Raw genomic sequence first — 15,435 nt, forward strand, 5'->3', positions numbered from 1 at the left:
ACACACAGGTACGAATCGGTAGACTTCCCTACCAATTCAATCGGAATAGTTGGGATGTTGAAGACGTGGAGTGGACCCCCGACCCGCGCGAGCTGGCCGACCTCGAGCTGCTGCTGTCCGGCGCGTTCGAGCCGCTGACCGGGTTCCTGGGCCACGACGATCTCCACGCGGTGCACGAGCGCGGCACGCTCGCCGACGGCACCGCGTGGCCCGCGCCCGTCACGCTCCACCTGCCCGCCGACGTCTCGCCCGGCGACGAGGTCACGCTGCTCGACCCGGAGGGCCTGCCGCTGGCCACGCTCACGGTGAGCGCCCACGAGCCCGACGGGCTGACTTCAGGGCCCGTCAAGGGCCTCGGCGCCCCGGAGCACGGCCCGTTCGCGCGCCTGCGGCGCACCCCGGCGGAGGTCAGGGCCGCGCTCGGCGGCCGCCCTGCGCTCGCCGTCACCATGCGCGGCCCCCTCGACGACCTCTCCGAGATCGTCGCCACCGCGAAGGAGCTCGACGCGGTGATCGTGCTCCTCCCCCTCTCGTACGGCGAGGCGGGCCCCCCGGTCGTACGCGCCGCGCTCCGCGCCAAGGAGAAGCTGCCGGAGGAGACGATCGTCGTCTCCGTGCCCCTGGCGCCCCGCGAGGAGCCCGAGATCGACCTGGAGCTGCGCGAGCACGTCGCCACCGCCTACGGCGCCACCGAGCACCTGGCGGGCCCGGACCCCATCCGCATCCCCGGCCCGCCGCACCGCAGGGGCCTCGTGGTCTTCTTCACCGGCCTGTCCGGCTCCGGCAAGTCCACGATCGCCCGCGGCCTGCGCGACGCGCTGCTGGAGCTCGGCACCCGCACCGTGACCTACCTCGACGGCGACGTCGTACGCCATCTGCTCTCCAAGGGCCTGACGTTCTCCAAGGCCGACCGCGACCTGAACATCCGCCGCATCGGCTTCGTCGCCGCCGAGACCGCCCGCCACGGCGGCCTGGCCATCTGCGCGCCCATCGCCCCCTACGCGGCCACCCGCGAGGAGGTGCGCGAGATGGTCGAGTCCGTCGGGGCGGACTTCCTGCTCGTGCACGTCGCGACGCCGCTGGAGGAGTGCGAGCGGCGCGACCGCAAGGGCCTGTACGCCAAGGCGCGCGCCGGGCTCATTCCCGAGTTCACCGGCGTCTCCGACCCCTACGAGGAGCCGGACGACGCCGACCTGGTGATCGACACCACGCACATCTCCATCGACGCGGCCGTCTCCCAGGTGCTGGGAGCCTTGAAGTCCGGAGGATGGGTACGTTGATCGACTTCCCCCTGATCGGCGGGTCTTTTCTCGTCGCCATCGTGGTCGGGCTGACCGGGATGGGCGGCGGGGCTCTCATGACCCCGATGATGATGCTCTTCTTCAACGTCCCGCCGCTGGCCGCGGTCTCCAGCGACCTGGTCGCCTCGGCCGTGATGAAGCCGGTCGGCAGCTTCGTGCACCTGCGCCGGGGCACGGTCAACCTGCGGCTGGTCGGCTGGCTCTGCGCGGGCTCGGTGCCGGCCGCCTTCTGCGGCGTGTTCCTGGCCCGCGCGTTCGCGGTCACCGACGCGGTGAAGTACGCGCTCGGCGTGGCCCTCCTGCTGGCCGTGGCGGGCATGGCGGTCAAGACCTGGCTCGGCGCGCGGGGCGGCACGTCGAGCGCCCACGAGATCGTCGTGCGACCAATTCCGACCCTACTGGTCGGTACGGTGGGCGGATTGGTCGTCGGCGTCTCGTCCGTAGGATCCGGATCGCTGATCATCGTGGCCCTGCTCGCCCTCTATCCGGCGCTCAAGGCCAACCAACTCGTCGGCACCGACCTCGTCCAAGCCGTGCCGCTGGTCGCCTCCGCCGCCCTCGGGCACCTGCTGTTCGGCGACTTCCAGCCGGACCTCACGCTGTCACTGCTCATCGGCTCGATCCCGGGCGTCTACCTCGGCGCCAGGATCTCCTCCCGCGCCCCCGGCGGCCTGATCAGGGCGCTGCTCGCCATCGTCCTGCTGGCCTCCGCCTGCAAGCTGCTCGACGTGAGCAACACGCTCACCGTCTGCGCTCTCGTCGCGGCCACGGCTGTCACTGTCATCGGCTGGCGGGTGCGGGTCAGGGCCTCGGGACGGGCGTCGAGCGGAAGTAAGGATCTCGAGCCAGTTCGCTGAACGCCCGGCCGGCGCCCGTACCGGCGTCGAAGCTGGTGTCGCCGCGCGGCGCGCGCGGCGAGTCGAAGTACAGCAGCGCCTTGATCTGCGGATACCGCTTGATCTGCCGCCGCACCGACTCGAAGAACGCCCGCTTGTCCCCCTGCTGGAACACCCCCCATTCGGCCACCATGACCGGTTTGCCGGGGAAGCGCGCCTGCATCCACCGGTAGAAGCCCGGCCAGTCCGGATATTCCTTGCGGGTCTTGTTCACCAGGCCCTCGAAGTCGTCCACCCGGCCGTCGGCGTACGGGTCCATGGCCACCCAGTCGACCACGTCGTCACCCGGGTAGAGGTCCTCGAACCAGGGCTCGGCCGCCCAGTTGGGCGCCCCCATGTACGTCATGACCATGACCGCGTTCTTCACGCCGTCGGCCCGCAGCCTGAGCACGACGTGCCGGTACATGGCCGCGTAGTCGGTGGCCTGCATGCCCGAGCCCGACGAGGGGTCCACGTCGTTCTCCGGCTCGTGGTGGAGCGTGAGGAAGAACCGCTCGGGAAAGGTGCGCCGGAGGTAGCCGGCCAGCCGGTCGATCCTGGCGTCGAGCGCGCCGTCGGCGATCTCGGCCCAGGTGCGGTCGAGCGACGGCTTCCAGTTGATCATGAGCAGCCGGGGCCTGGCCGGGTCGCGGGCCATCCTGACCTCGGCGTCGGTGGGGAACAGCTCGCTGCCCCGGTGGTAGACGTGCACCACGTCGGCGGCGGCCCCCATGCGCGCCTCCGCGCCGTGCAGGGCGTGCTCCAGCGGGGCGCCGGTGAAGACCTCCGGCGCGACGCCCCACCAGGCGCCGCAGGACGGGATGAGCCTGGAGGTCGCCGTACAGGACGGCGAGCCCGAGGGGTCCTTGACCGCTACGGGCGCCCGCGCGTTGGAGCCCTCGGCCGTGGAGCAGGCGGCCAGCACCGCGATGACGGCCAGAATGACCGCGGCGTTCGTGGCGGTTTGAGAAATTCCCCGTAGCTGCAAAGCCTTTCAACCCCCTCGTCGAATGACCCCCGCCTATCAAACCTGAACCATGCCATGTCATTCCTGGAACTTCAGCCAGTGTGCAGAGTCTCTCCAGGTCTCTGCAGCTCACAGCGAACAAGGCCGCCCCAGATTTTCCGGACATTTCAATTTATAGGTGGCTTTACCTTGTGCCCGTACTGGAGAAAATCTTGGGTAATCGGCTTGGCTGATAATCGTCCGCCCTATAGTGGGCGCACATCTCGACGCATTTCCAGGAGACCCTTCCCCCATGAGCTCCGGTACGGACCTGGACGAGCACCTTTCGCTGCTGCGCAGGCGATGGCTGCTCCTGGTGGGCTGCGTCGTGTTCGGCGGCACGGCCGGACTCGCGCTCATGCGGCTCACGCCGCCCTCCTACACCGCCACCACGCAGGTGCTGGTCATGCCGGTCGGCTCGCAGGAGCCGGCCAACCAGGTGACCAGCCGCCAGCGCGAGCCGCTCAACCTCGACACCGAGGCCCAGGTCGCGCAGTCCGCCGTGGTCGCCACGCGGGCCGCCAGGGCGCTGGGGGTCGGGAGCACCGAGCCCGTCGAGGTCTCGGTGCCGCCCAACTCGGCGGTGCTGTGGATCTCGGTCACCGCCGCCGACGCCACGGTCGCGGCCGCCCAGTCCCGCGCGTACGCCCAGGCCTATCTCACCAACCGCCGCGAGAGCGCGATGGCCGCCCTGGCCGAGCAGCAGCGGGCCGTGCTGGCCAAGCTCAAGCAGGTCAACACCGCCATCGACACGGTGATCAAGCAGCTCGGCGGGCTGGCCAAGGGCGGTCCCGAGCACGCGATCGCGCTCCAGCGGCAGAGCGTGCTCAACCGGCAGGCCGCAGGCCTCGCCCTCAAGTACGACGCGCTCAGGACGGTCGCGGTGACGCCCGGCATGGTCATCAGCCAGGCCGCCCCGCCGTCCGCGCCCGTCTCCCCCAGCCTGCCGCTCTACCTCGGCACGGGGCTCATGGCCGGGCTGCTGGCCGGCTCGGCCGCCGCCTACGCCCGCGACCGGCTCGACCGGCGGCTGCGCACGGCGTCCGACGTCGAGCGGCTGACCGGCCTGCCCGTGCTGGGCGACCTGTCCGGCCCGCGCGAGCCCGGCGTGGCCCACGAGCTGGCCTGCGCCGTGGTCGCCACGTGCCCCGGCAAGCGGCTGCTGGTCAAGGCGCTGCCCGCGGACCTGCGCGACTCGACCCGGGCCGACCCGGTCGCCGTCAACGTGCCGCTGACGGTGCTCGACGGCTCCGACGTACGCGATCTGTCCAGGGCGGACGCGGCCCTGCTGCTGATCGGTCTGGGCCAGGTCACCTCCGACCGGGTCATGGCCGCCCTGCGGCAGCTGGACAGGCACGAGGTGCCGGTCATCGGCGCGGTGACCGCGATCGACGCGCTGCCCTCGTTCGTGCCCCTGCTCGAGCCGCGCACGCACACCCCGCTCGGCAAGCTCGTCGCGACCGGCGAGCTGGAGGTGGCCGAGACCTCGCCCATGCACGCGATGCACCCCCGGCGTCCCGGCCAGCCGACGTGAGGGGACCCGCGTGGCCGATCACCGTGTTGCTCGTCGGCTATCCGGTGTGGTGGGCGCTGGGGTTCGGCGGGCTGTCGGTGATCGTGCTGGCGGTGCCCATGGCGATGGTGCTGTGGCGGCGCCAGCCGATCAGGGTGCCGCGCGGGTTCGGGCTCTGGCTGCTGCTGATCGCCGGCTACCTGGTGAGCGGGCTGATGCTGGCGGAGATGCCGCCCGACACGTACGGGGATCTCGGTCCTGGGCGGTTGATCGGCTATCTCATGCGGCTGGCGCTCTACGTGGCCATCCTGATCATGGTCCTCTACCTCGGCAACCTGACCGAGCGCGAGCTGCCGCAGCTGCGCCTGGTGCGGCTGCTCGGCGTGCTGTTCGTCACGACGGTCGCGGGCGGGCTGCTCGGCGTGTTCTTCCCCTCGTTCGCGTTCACCTCGCCGATGGAGCTGCTGCTGCCCGACTGGGCGGCCGGCAACTCGTTCGTCCAGAACCTCATCCACCCCACCGCCGCCCAGACGCAGAAGGTGCTCGGCTTCGCCTCGCCGCGGCCGGAGGCCCCGTTCGAGTGGGCCAACGCCTGGGGCAGCAACGTGTCGGTGCTGCTGGTGTGGTTCGTGGTCGGCTGGTGGGTGCACGGCGGGCCGCGGCAGCGGGCCCTGGTGGCGGCCACGCTGGCCCTGGCCGCCATCCCCATCGTCTACTCGCTCAACCGGGGCCTCTGGATCGGCCTGGGCCTGGCCCTGGTCTACCTGATCGTCCGGCTCGGGGGTCGCACCAGGGTGGCGCTCTGCGGGGCCGCGGCGGTGGCGGCGCTGGTGTTCGCGCTGAGCCCGCTGGCGTCGCTGTTCGCGCAGCGGCTGGACAAACCGCACTCGAACGACATCAGGGCCTTCACCGTATCGGCCACCGTCGCGGCCGCCGCGCACTCGCCGATCATCGGCTACGGCAACACGCGCAACGCCATGGGCAACCATCGCACGATCACCACGGGCCGGACCCAGTGGTGCGAGGGCTGCGGCCACCCGCCGCTGGGCAGCGACGGCCAGCTCTGGCTGCTGATCATCACGCAGGGGTTCACCGGGGCGGCGCTCTACGTGGCGTTCTTCGTGGGCGCGATCCGGCGCCACTGGAGTGACCGCAGCCCCATCGGGCTGGCCGGAGTGCTGGTGATGGGGCTGGTGCTGCTCTACATGTTCGTCTACGACGGGCTGGTCACGCCGCTCAGCCTGTATCTCATCTCGTTCGCCCTGCTGTGGCGCAACCAACTGGGAGACGTCTCGTGAACGACGCCGCGATCCGGCTCGGCTACCTCGCGGAGACCGTGCGGCTGCTGTATCCGGGGCCGGGGACGCCCCGGGCGTACACTGTGCTGCCGCATGCCGCCGTGCCCCGGCGACTGGTGCCGCGCCGCTGGTGGCATCCGTGGTCCTCGGTCATGGTGCCGGGCGAGGGGTCCATCGCCGCGTACCTGAGTGAGGTCTTCGGACGGCCCGTCGAGACCGTCCTGCACGTGCGTCCGGCGCTGCGGGCCAACCGGAAGCCCGTCCTGGAGGCGCGCTCGGACGGGCGGCGGCTGGCGTTCGTGAAGATCGGCGACAGCGAGCGGGCCCGCTCGCTGGTCACCACGGAGGCGACGGCGCTGCGCCGGCTGGCCGGGCTCCCGCTGGCCACGGTCACCGTGCCGGCGGTGCTCCACCACGGCGTCTGGCGCGGCCTGGCGGTGCTGGCGCTGTCGCCGCTGCCGGTGCGGCGCGGCCGGGTGCCCCGGCCGCTGCTGGTCGAGGCGGTCAAGGAGATCGCCGGCACCGGAGGCCCGTGCGCGGCCTGGCACGGGGACCTCTCGCCCTGGAACATGTGCCCGTCCCCCGACGGGCGGCTGCTGGTGTGGGACTGGGAGCGGTACGAGGTCGGCGTCCCCTACGGCTTCGACCTCGTGCACCACTTCTTCCAGCGGGCGCTGCGCTCCATGGCCCCGCCGGTCGCGGCGCGGGCGTGCGTGGCGCGGGCCGTACGCGAGCTCGCCCCCCTCGGGCTCTCCGCGGCGGTGGCCAGGCAGACCGCCATCCGTTACCTCATCGCGCTGGCCGACAGGCACGCCGCCGACGGCCACGCGCCGCTCGGGCCGCCGGAGACCTGGCTCAACCCGGCCGTCGACCATGAGGAGCTGCTCGCATGAGGGCCATGAAGGCGTCCGTGCTGTCGCTGTCGCGCGCCACGGGACGGCTCACGTCGGGGGCACGGGTGCTGCCGTCGTTCATCATCGCGGGAGCGCAGCGGTGCGGCACCACCTCTCTCTACCGCGCGCTGGCGCAGCATCCGCTGCTGCTCAAGCCGGTGCTGCACAAGGGCGTGCACTATTTCGACGTCGGCTACTGGCGGGGACTGTCCTGGTACCAGGCGCACTTCCCGCTGCGGATGAGCGCGGGGCTGGTCGAGCACCGGTACGGCTCGCGGGCGCTGGCGTTCGAGTCGTCCCCCTACTACCTGTTCCATCCGCTGGCCGGGGAGCGGATCGCGGCCGACCTGCCCGGCGTGCGGCTGATCGTCCTGGTGCGGGATCCGGTCGAGCGGGCGTGCTCGGCCCACGCGCACGAGCTGGCCAGGGGGTTCGAGACCGAGTCGCACTTCGAGTCCGCGCTGGAGCTCGAGCCCGAGCGGCTGGCCGGGGCCGAGGAGCTGCTGCGCGGCTCCCCCTTCGCCCTGCACCACTCCCACCGGCATCACGCGTACCTGGCCCGGGGCCGCTACGCCGACCAGCTCGACCGGCTGGAGTCGCTGTTCGGGCGCGAGCGGATCCTGGCGCTCGACAGCCACCGCTTCTTCGCCGAGCCGGAGACCGTCTACGACCGGGTGCTGGAGTTCCTGGGCGTGCCGCATCTCGGATACCCGGCGTTCGAGCGGCACAACGGGCGTCCCTCGCCGCAGCCGGTGCCGCGCGAGCTCGCGCGGAAGCTGCGCGAGCAGTTCGAGCCGTACGACGCGCGGCTGGTGCGGTGGCTGGGCGGTGAGCCTTCGTGGCGGCGATGACCGGGGGCCTGCGGCGGCGCGGGATCGCGGGGATCGCGGGGGCGGTCTTCGGGGCCTCGGCGCAGTTCGTCCTTGTCATGGTCGTGACCAGGACGTTCGCTCCCGCTGACGCCGGCGCGTTCTTCGCGGCGACCGCGCTGGCGCTCATGGCGGCGGGGATCGCCAAGCTGGATGCGGGGAACGGGCTCGTGTACTTCATCGCGCGGGCGAAGACCTACGACTACCTCGGCATTTCCGGATATATCCGGGCAGCCCTCGTGCCCTGCGTGGCGGTCTCCTGCCTGGCGGCAGTGGTGCTTCACCCGCGGCTGGGCCCGGTGGCCGCGCTCGTGCCGGTCATGGTGGTGGGCGACGTGCTGCTGGCCGCCACCCGTGGATTCGGGGCCATGCGGCCCACGGTGCTCGTGGACGGGGTGCTGGTGCCCTTCGCCCAGCTCGTGCTGGTGGCCGTGGTCTGCGCGACGGGCGCGGTCTCGTGGCTGCCGGTGGCCTGGGGGGCGCCCTACGTGCCGGCCCTCGTCCTGGCCTGGGCCGGGCTGCGAGGACGGGTGCCGCGGACGCCATACCTGCCCGGCACGGGGCGCGACCTGTGGCGCTACACGGCTCCCCGCTCTGCGGCAGGGGCCATTCAGGCGGTCTTCCAGCGGCTGGACATCGTGATCGTCGCGCTGCTCGCCGGGCCGGCGCAGGCCGCCGTCTACACGGCCGCCACCCGCTTCAAGGTGGTCGGGCAGCTCGCGAACCAGGGGCTGGCGCAGGCCGTACAGGCTCGGCTGGTCACGGCGCTCGCCGACGGCGAGCGGGCACGGGCCGGAGAGCTGTACCAGACCGCCACGCTCTGGCTGGTGCTGCTGACGTGGCCGGTGTGGCTGGCGTACGCGGCGCTGGCGCCGTGGCTGCTGCGGCTCTTCGGGCCCTCGTACGGCGCCGCGGCCCCGGTGGCGCTGGTGCTGGCGGGCACGATGATGGTGGCCACGGCCTGCGGGATGGTGGACGTGGTGCTGACGGCCGCCGGACACACGGGGACGAGCCTGCTCAACCTGGTCGCGGCGATCACGTGCACGGTGGTGCTGGACGTGGCCCTGATCCCCGTCCACGGGGCGTTCGGCGCGGTGCTCGGCTGGTCGGGCGGGGTGCTGGTGAAGAACCTGCTCCCGCTCTGGCAGCTCCACCGCCGCCACGGCCTCCACCCCTTCGGCCGCCACACCCTGGCCGCTCTCCGGGGTGGTGCTGTCGTGTGACAGGGGCTCCCGTACTGGTGACGGGGCTGCCGAGGAGCGGCACGAGCTGGACCGGCAAGATGCTCGCCGCCGGAGGCGACCTGGTCTACGTCAACGAGCCGCTCAACCCGCAGCACCCGCCGGGCCGCTGCCCCGGAGTGCTCAGGGCCTCGGTGACCCACAGGTTCCAGTACATCTGCGACGACAACGCCGCCGACTGGCTGCCCGCCTTCCGCGACACCGTGGCGCTGCGCTACCGCTGGCTCTCCGAGCTGCGCGCGAACCGCTCCCCGTACGACCTGGCCAGGCTGCTCCGCTACGGCACCGCCTTCTCCTTCGGCCGCCTGACGGGCCGCCGGGCGCTGCTGGACGACCCGTTCGCGGTGCTGAGCGCCGGCTGGTTCGCCTCTGCTCTGGGGTGCCGGGTGATCGCGCTCGTGCGGGATCCGGTGTCGTTCGTGGCGAGCTGGCAGCGGCTGGGGTGGACGGTCTACTTCCACGAGCTGCTCGAACAGCCGCTGCTCGTCCGCGACCACCCTGAGCTGCTGGAGCTGCGTGCCCTCGTCGGCTCCCAGGACCGCGTCACGAAGGCGGCACTGCTCTGGCGGGCGACCCGCACGATCCTGACCCGTACTCCCGGCATCCACATCGTCTCGTACGAGTCGCTGGCCGCCGACCCGCTGACCGGGTTCCGGCGCCTGTACGACCACGCGGGCCTGGCCTGGACCCCTGCCGCGGAGCGCCGCATCACGCGGGCCTGCACGGGGCCGTCCAGGGGTGGTACGGGGTTCGCCTGGTCGGGTCTGTCACGCACGGCCTTCCGTCCCATGGACTCCCGCCGGGCCCTGGCCGCCGCGGGCCAGGGCCTCAGCTCCGAGGACGTGACCCGCGTACGCACCCTCACTGCCTGACCTCGCCTACCTGGCAGGCGTACGCACCCTCATGACCCCGCCTGTCCGGCGGGCGTACGCACCCTTACTGCCTGACCCGGCCCGCCAGGCAGGTGGCCAGCAGCCGCGCCGCGAACGGCAGGTCGTCCACCAGGTAGCGGCGCGCCAGCCGCCCCGGCTCGCAGATCAGCCGGAACGCCCACTCCAGCCCTGTCCGGCGCATCCATCCGGGCGCCCTGGACACCGTGCCGGCGGCGAACGAGATCGCCGCCCCGCACCCCACGAACCACGCCTCCGGCAGCTCCTCCCGCAGGTCGGCGATGAGCCGGTCCTGCCGGGGGAAGCCCAGCCCGACGAACACCAGCCGCGGCCGCGCGGCCACCACCTTCCTCCGGACCCGCGCGCTGCCCTCGGGGGTGGCGTCGAAGTCGTAAGGCGGGGCGTGCACCCCGCACACCTTCAGCCGGGGATGGCAGCTCGTGAGCTCGTCCGCCGCCTTCCGCGCCACGCCCGGGGGGCCGCCCAGCAGGTAGACGGGCCAGCCCCGGCGGGCGGCGAGCTTGCTGAGCGACCAGATCAGGTCCGCGCCCGTCACGCGCTCGGGCACCGGGGTGCCGAGCAGCCTGGCCGCCCACACCAGGGGCATCCCGTCGGGCACCACCAGTTCGGCGGTGCACACCAGCTCTCTGAGCGCTGGGTCCTTGGCGGCTGCCCGGCAGATGTCGATGTTCGGGGTGACGATCCGCCCGCCCCTGCCGGCCTCCAGCTCGACCTCCACCCACCGGACCACCTCGTCCTCGGTGAGCGCGTCCACCCCGATCCCACCCACCTGCACCCGCCGCGCCCCGCTGGCACCAGTGACACCGGCGGCACCAGCGGCACTGGCCGCCGGCACGTGTACTTGGCCGACGCCGTGCGCCCGCTCCAAGCCGTGCGCTTGGACGTCGGCGTGCGCCTGGACGGGGCCGTGCCCTTGGACGGGGCCGTGCGCCTGGGCAGCGGCCTGCGCTTGGACAGGGCCGTGCCCCAGGACGTCGGCGTGCGCCTGGCAACTCGGGCGCTCGTCGGCAGCTGGCGTCCGAGCGTCCGGACCGCGTCGATGACCGGCGGCAGCGCCCGTGGGCCGCGCATACGGCGAACGCCTCCCACCGCGCCCCGCAGCCGCCCCTTCGGCCGTCAGCGGCGTCGGAGGGACATCCGCCCGCCCAGCGGACGACGCCACCACAGACCCAGCCGCCTGCCCGACCGTAAGCGGGGTCGCAGGTGCGTCCGCCCGCCCGGCTGCGGGCGGCGCGGCGGAGGGTGACGCGTCCTCAGGCAGCACCTCACCACGCGACGCGTCCTCAGGCAGCGCCACACCACGCGACGCGTCCTCAGGCAGCGCCACACCACGGGACGTATCCCCCTGGGCAATCTCCCCGGACGGCGTATCCCCAAGCCTTATGGGCGGGAGCGGGACGGTGTCCTCGGGCAGGCGTTGGGACGGGACAGGTGCGCTGGTCGTTCTGGGCGGAGTCAAATGCCGTGCCCCCTACGGTGAAGGGCGGAAAGGATCGTTGGCGCGGAGACGAGGCCGGCCGCCACCGCCAGGGCGATCGGCGCGCGTGGCTCCCCCACGCGGGTCGCCAGGGTCCGGAGGGCCCAGCGGGTGGCCTCGCGGCGGTGGCCGAGCGCCGCGTGGGCGAAGGCCAGCTGGCCGTAGACCCGCGCCGCGCCGCGCGGATCCACGGCCAGTTCGGGGTGCCGGGCGAGCATCCAGTCGAGCCCGGCAATGCGGTCCGCCCAGCGGGCGACGTAGTGGGACGCGCCCCAGCGCACCCGGACGAGCGGGCGGTCCACGTAGGTGATCGGTTGCCGCTTGGCGGCGCGCAGGGCCAGATCCCAGTCCTCGTTCTGGCCATTGGGTGCGCTCTCGTCGGCCCACAGGGCGCCGCGCTCGAACAGGAACGTCGATGAGTGCACCATCACCATGCGGGAGCGGGCCAGGTCGTCCGCGGTCACCGTGTCGCGACCGGCCAGGCGGGGCACGCGGGCGGGCTCGCCCCGGCCGCCGGGACGTACGTACTCGACCTCGATGGCGCAGCTCGCGAACGCGCCGCCACGGTCGCGCAGCGCGCGCATCTGGGCGGCGAGCTTGCCGGGCAGCCACAGGTCGTCGTCGTCGCAGAAGGCGACGAGGTCGGTGTCGCAGGCCGCGATGCCGGTGTTCCGGGCGCCGGGGAGGCCGGGAGTGCGGGTGTTCGGCAGGACGCGTACGGAGGCCGGCACGTCGACGTCGGCAGGGGCGACGCCGTCGGCGACCACCACCACGCACAGGCGGCCGGGGTGCTCCTGGGCCAGCGCCGACCCCACCGCCTCGCGCAGTTGCGCAGGCCGGTCGCCTCTGGTCGGGATCACGACACCCACCGAAGGGCTCATGGCGCCTCCCGGTAGCCGTACCGGGCCCGGAGCGGCCACGTCAGCGCGTTGACCACCCGGCGGTCGCCGTCACGCATCCCCGTCATCCACGAGTCGTCCCGGCGCAGCTCGACCCGCCCCACGAGGAAGCGCATCGGGTTGCCGGAGGCGGTGTGGGAGGGGCCGAGCCAGACCGTGCGGTCGTCGAGGAAGGGCAGGTCCGGCTCCGCGAGGCCGAGAGCGAGCGCCAACGAGCCGAGCGTGGGTCCGGGGGCGGCCAGCAGGTCCTCGTAGCGGACCCTGATGACGCGGGCCCCGCGCCCCGGCAGGAGCTCGAGGGCGGCGTTCTGGGCCGTCCAGTGGACCGCCGTGCGGGCCGGCCCCCACTGCGTCATGGGCCGCCCGTCCTCAGGACGATGCACGGTCCTGGCCCACGAGTGGGCGACGGCGCGAGGGTCCCGGACCACGTGGACGATCCGTACGTCCACCCCGCCGGCGACCAGGCAGCAGGCCAGGGACGCGTGCTTGCTGGAGTCGATCACGACCGGGGCGCCGATGGCCTCGTACAGGAGCCGGTACGCCTGCACGTACTCGGCCAGGTCCGGGTGGTGGATGCGCGGGATTCTGCGGGTGCGGTCGACCCGCCGTCGCAGCGTCAGGACCCTTCCCACCAGGGTCGGCGTCCATCCGCCGAACGCGCGCTCCCCCACCTGCCGCCAGAAGGGACAGACGGGGAACGGCGCTCCGCACCCGCAGAGCTCCTCCGCGAGCACCCCCCTCTCCCACAGGTGCACTACCTCCCCAAGCGCGACCACGCCGGGCAGCTCGCCCAGGAGCCTCTCGAGCAGTGTTGTGCCACTGCGTCCGAGGCCTCCGAGATAGATGACCCGGGTGGTGGTCGCACGGTCGGTCACGGAGGAGGGCCTTCGCGTCGTGAACACGTAACGCGATGACCCTAGCGCGCAGAGTAATCAGCGGGCGGGGGAACCCCGGAAAGATCTACCTAGGCGGCGTCGATGATCATGCCGGCGCCGACGGTGCCGTTCGTGGCCTCGTCCACGAGGATGAAGCCGCCGGTGAGCCGGTTACGCCCGTAGTCGTCCACGAACAGCGGCTGCGTGACCCGCAGCGACACCCGCCCGATCTCGTTGAGACCGAGCGACGTCGCCGTCTCGTCCCTGTGCAGGGTGTTGACGTCGAGCCGGTAGTGCAGATCGCGGACGAGGGCACGCGCCGTACGGGTGGTGTGCTTGATCGTCAGCTTGGAGCGCGGCGTCAGCTTCAGCCCGTCGGCCATCCAGCAGACCATCGCCTCCAGCTCCTGCGCCACCCGCGGCTGGTTGTTCGGCCGGGCGATCATGTCGCCGCGCGAGATGTCGAGGTCGTCCTCGAAGCGCAGCGTGACCGACATGGGCGGGAACGCCTCCTCGACCGGCCCGTCGAAGGTGTCGATCGAGGCGATGCGCGTCGTGAGCCCGGACGGCAGGTGCACCACCTCGTCGCCGGGCTTCAGCACGCCGCCCGCCACCTGGCCGGCGTAGCCGCGGTAGTCGTGGAAGGCGTGCTCGGTGGCCCGCTGCGGGCGGATCACGTACTGGACGGGGAAGCGCACGTCGACCAGGTTGCGGTCGGAGGCGATGTGGACGTTCTCCAGGTGGTGCAGGAGCGACGTGCCGAGATACCAGGGCATGTTCTCCGAGCGCGAGACCACGTTGTCGCCGTTGAGCGCGGAGATCGGGATGAAGGTGAGGTCGGCGACGTTCAGCTTGGACGCGAACGCCGTGAACTCCTCCCTGATCTCCTCGAACCGCTCCTGCGAGTAGCCCACCAGGTCCATCTTGTTGACGGCCAGCACCAGGTGCGGCACCCGCAGCAGCGTGGTCAGGAACGCGTGCCGCCGCGACTGCTCCAGCACGCCCTTGCGGGCGTCGATGAGGATGATCGCCAGGTCGGCCGTGGAGGCGCCGGTGACCATGTTCCTGGTGTACTGGATGTGGCCGGGTGTGTCGGCGATGATGAACTTCCGCTTCGGCGTGGCGAAATAGCGGTACGCCACGTCGATCGTGATGCCCTGCTCCCGCTCCGCCCGCAGGCCGTCGGTGAGCAGCGACAGGTCGGTGTATTCGGTGCCACGGTCGCGCGAGGTCCGCTCGACCGCCTCCAACTGGTCCTCGAAGATCGCCTTGGAGTCGAAGAGCAACCGTCCGATGAGGGTGGACTTGCCGTCATCGACGCTTCCCGCGGTGGCAAAGCGAAGAATGTCCATTAGAAGTAGCCTTCCCTCTTGCGATCCTCCATGGCGGCCTCGGACGAGCGGTCGTCGGCCCTGGTGGCCCCGCGCTCGGTGATCCGGGTGGCCGCGATCTCCTCGATGATCTCCTCGACCGTGGCGGCCGTCGACTGCACGGCGCCCGTGCAGGTCATGTCGCCCACCGTGCGGTAGCGCACCACGGCCTCGAACAGCGGCTCGTCGTCGCCCCGCTTGACCACGTCGGAGTCGGGCAGCAGCATGCCGTCACGCTCGAACACCTTGCGGGTGTGGGCGAAGTAGATGGAGGGGATCTCGATGCCCTCGCGCCTGATGTAGTCCCAGACGTCGAGCTCGGTCCAGTTGGACAGCGGGAAGACGCGGATGTGCTCGCCCTTGCGGATGCGCGAGTTGTAGAGGTTCCACAGCTCGGGGCGCTGGTTCTTCGGGTCCCACTGGCCGAAGTCGTCACGGAAGGAGAAGACCCGCTCCTTGGCGCGGGCCTTCTCCTCGTCGCGGCGGGCGCCGCCGAACACGGCGTCGAACTCGTGCTCCTCGATCGCATCCAGCAGCGTGGTGGTCTGCAGCCGGTTACGCGACGCACGCCGCCCGGTCTCCTCGACCACGCGCCCGGCGTCGATGGACTCCTGCACGCTGGCCACGATCAGCCGCGCGCCCAGCTCGGCGGAGCGGCGGTCACGGAACTCGATCACCTCGTCGAAGTTGTGGCCCGTGTCGACGTGCATGAGTGGGAAGGGGATCGGCGCCGGCCAGAACGCCTTCTCCGCGATGCGGAGCATGACGATCGAGTCCTTGCCCCCGGAGAAGAGCAGACAGGGATGCTCGAACTCGGCGGCGACCTCGCGCATGATGTGGATGGCCTCGGCTTCGAGCACGTCGAGCTGCGACGTCGTGTAGTCGCGCTGGAGCATGGGCGCTTCCT

Annotated in this window: 14 protein-coding genes; 8 read left to right on the plus strand and 6 right to left on the minus strand. The window is 72.0% G+C overall.

Translation table 11 applies throughout. The annotated features are described in order from the left end of the window. Nucleotides 1–65 precede the first annotated feature (65 nt). Nucleotides 66–1,280: an adenylyl-sulfate kinase gene (cysC, locus tag AB0H84_RS11235; RefSeq protein WP_357601656.1), complete on the plus strand. Its 1,215-nt coding sequence runs from the start codon at nt 66–68 to the stop codon at nt 1,278–1,280. Next, nucleotides 1,268–2,158, plus strand: coding sequence for a sulfite exporter TauE/SafE family protein (locus tag AB0H84_RS11240; RefSeq protein ID WP_357601659.1), 891 nt, complete (start codon nt 1,268–1,270; stop codon nt 2,156–2,158). Before cysC ends, AB0H84_RS11240 begins: the two co-directional genes overlap by 13 nt. Here the strand turns inward: AB0H84_RS11240 and AB0H84_RS11245 are convergent. Next, nucleotides 2,103–3,164 carry a hypothetical protein gene (locus AB0H84_RS11245; RefSeq protein ID WP_357601662.1) on the minus strand — a complete coding sequence of 354 codons (1,062 nt, stop codon included), beginning with the start codon at nt 3,162–3,164 and terminating at the stop codon, nt 2,103–2,105. The two genes, AB0H84_RS11240 and AB0H84_RS11245, sit on opposite strands and share 56 nt — an antisense overlap. Before the next feature lie 271 nt (nt 3,165–3,435). On the opposite strand from AB0H84_RS11245, the gene AB0H84_RS11250 reads away from it, so the two are divergent. From AB0H84_RS11250 to AB0H84_RS11275, 6 genes are read left to right on the plus strand one after another with little or no spacing between them, the layout of a single operon-like run. Beyond that, complete coding sequence (locus AB0H84_RS11250; RefSeq protein ID WP_357601665.1) at nt 3,436–4,716, plus strand: Wzz/FepE/Etk N-terminal domain-containing protein; 1,281 nt, start codon at nt 3,436–3,438, stop codon at nt 4,714–4,716. Further along, entirely contained in the window at nt 4,713–5,993 is a 1,281-nt protein-coding gene (locus AB0H84_RS11255) for an O-antigen ligase family protein (RefSeq protein WP_357601667.1), read from the plus strand. The genes AB0H84_RS11250 and AB0H84_RS11255 overlap by 4 nt, the downstream gene beginning before the upstream one ends. Continuing rightward, on the plus strand, nt 5,990–6,886 hold the full coding sequence (locus tag AB0H84_RS11260) for a hypothetical protein (RefSeq protein WP_357601669.1): 897 nt from the start codon (nt 5,990–5,992) through the stop codon (nt 6,884–6,886). The genes AB0H84_RS11255 and AB0H84_RS11260 overlap by 4 nt, the downstream gene beginning before the upstream one ends. Next, entirely contained in the window at nt 6,883–7,737 is an 855-nt protein-coding gene (locus tag AB0H84_RS11265; RefSeq protein ID WP_357601672.1) for a sulfotransferase, read from the plus strand. Before AB0H84_RS11260 ends, AB0H84_RS11265 begins: the two co-directional genes overlap by 4 nt. Beyond that, the gene (locus tag AB0H84_RS11270) at nt 7,734–8,978 is read left to right on the plus strand and encodes a lipopolysaccharide biosynthesis protein (RefSeq protein ID WP_357601675.1); all 1,245 of its coding nucleotides are present in this window, start codon (nt 7,734–7,736) and stop codon (nt 8,976–8,978) included. The genes AB0H84_RS11265 and AB0H84_RS11270 overlap by 4 nt, the downstream gene beginning before the upstream one ends. After that, nucleotides 8,975–9,868 carry a sulfotransferase gene (locus tag AB0H84_RS11275; protein ID WP_357601679.1) on the plus strand — a complete coding sequence of 298 codons (894 nt, stop codon included), beginning with the start codon at nt 8,975–8,977 and terminating at the stop codon, nt 9,866–9,868. The genes AB0H84_RS11270 and AB0H84_RS11275 overlap by 4 nt, the downstream gene beginning before the upstream one ends. A gap of 64 nt (nt 9,869–9,932) precedes the next feature. On the opposite strand, the gene AB0H84_RS11280 is transcribed toward AB0H84_RS11275, so the two are convergent. The 5 genes from AB0H84_RS11280 to cysD form a co-directional block, all read right to left on the minus strand. Continuing rightward, nucleotides 9,933–10,661, minus strand: coding sequence for a WecB/TagA/CpsF family glycosyltransferase (locus AB0H84_RS11280; RefSeq protein WP_357601681.1), 729 nt, complete (start codon nt 10,659–10,661; stop codon nt 9,933–9,935). Nucleotides 10,662–11,362: 701 nt separating this feature from the next. Next, on the minus strand, nt 11,363–12,265 hold the full coding sequence (locus tag AB0H84_RS11285) for a glycosyltransferase (protein ID WP_357601684.1): 903 nt from the start codon (nt 12,263–12,265) through the stop codon (nt 11,363–11,365). Next, a complete protein-coding gene (locus AB0H84_RS11290; RefSeq protein ID WP_357601687.1) occupies nt 12,262–13,158 on the minus strand; it encodes a sulfotransferase in 897 nt (298 codons plus the stop codon). The genes AB0H84_RS11285 and AB0H84_RS11290 overlap by 4 nt, the downstream gene beginning before the upstream one ends. Before the next feature lie 89 nt (nt 13,159–13,247). Beyond that, nucleotides 13,248–14,510 (minus strand): sulfate adenylyltransferase subunit CysN, encoded by a 1,263-nt coding sequence (cysN, locus tag AB0H84_RS11295; protein WP_357601690.1) that lies wholly within the window; start codon nt 14,508–14,510, stop codon nt 13,248–13,250. After that, a complete protein-coding gene (gene cysD / locus AB0H84_RS11300) occupies nt 14,510–15,424 on the minus strand; it encodes a sulfate adenylyltransferase subunit CysD (RefSeq protein ID WP_357601693.1) in 915 nt (304 codons plus the stop codon). The genes cysN and cysD overlap by 1 nt, the downstream gene beginning before the upstream one ends. Nucleotides 15,425–15,435: the final 11 nt, after the last annotated feature.

This window comes from Nonomuraea sp. NPDC050786, assembly GCF_040654115.1.
Classification (GTDB): Bacteria; Actinomycetota; Actinomycetes; order Streptosporangiales; family Streptosporangiaceae; genus Nonomuraea.

Coding starts and splice junctions, on each gene's coding strand:
- AB0H84_RS11240 (WP_357601659.1), top strand. CDS start 1,268: ATGGGTACGTTGATCGACTTCCCCCTGATCGGCGGGTCTTTTCTCGTC.
- AB0H84_RS11250 (WP_357601665.1), top strand. CDS start 3,436: ATGAGCTCCGGTACGGACCTGGACGAGCACCTTTCGCTGCTGCGCAGG.
- AB0H84_RS11265 (WP_357601672.1), top strand. CDS start 6,883: ATGAGGGCCATGAAGGCGTCCGTGCTGTCGCTGTCGCGCGCCACGGGA.
- AB0H84_RS11270 (WP_357601675.1), top strand. CDS start 7,734: ATGACCGGGGGCCTGCGGCGGCGCGGGATCGCGGGGATCGCGGGGGCG.
- AB0H84_RS11285 (WP_357601684.1), bottom strand. CDS start 12,265: ATGAGCCCTTCGGTGGGTGTCGTGATCCCGACCAGAGGCGACCGGCCT.
- cysN (WP_357601690.1), bottom strand. CDS start 14,510: ATGGACATTCTTCGCTTTGCCACCGCGGGAAGCGTCGATGACGGCAAG.
- cysD (WP_357601693.1), bottom strand. CDS start 15,424: ATGCTCCAGCGCGACTACACGACGTCGCAGCTCGACGTGCTCGAAGCC.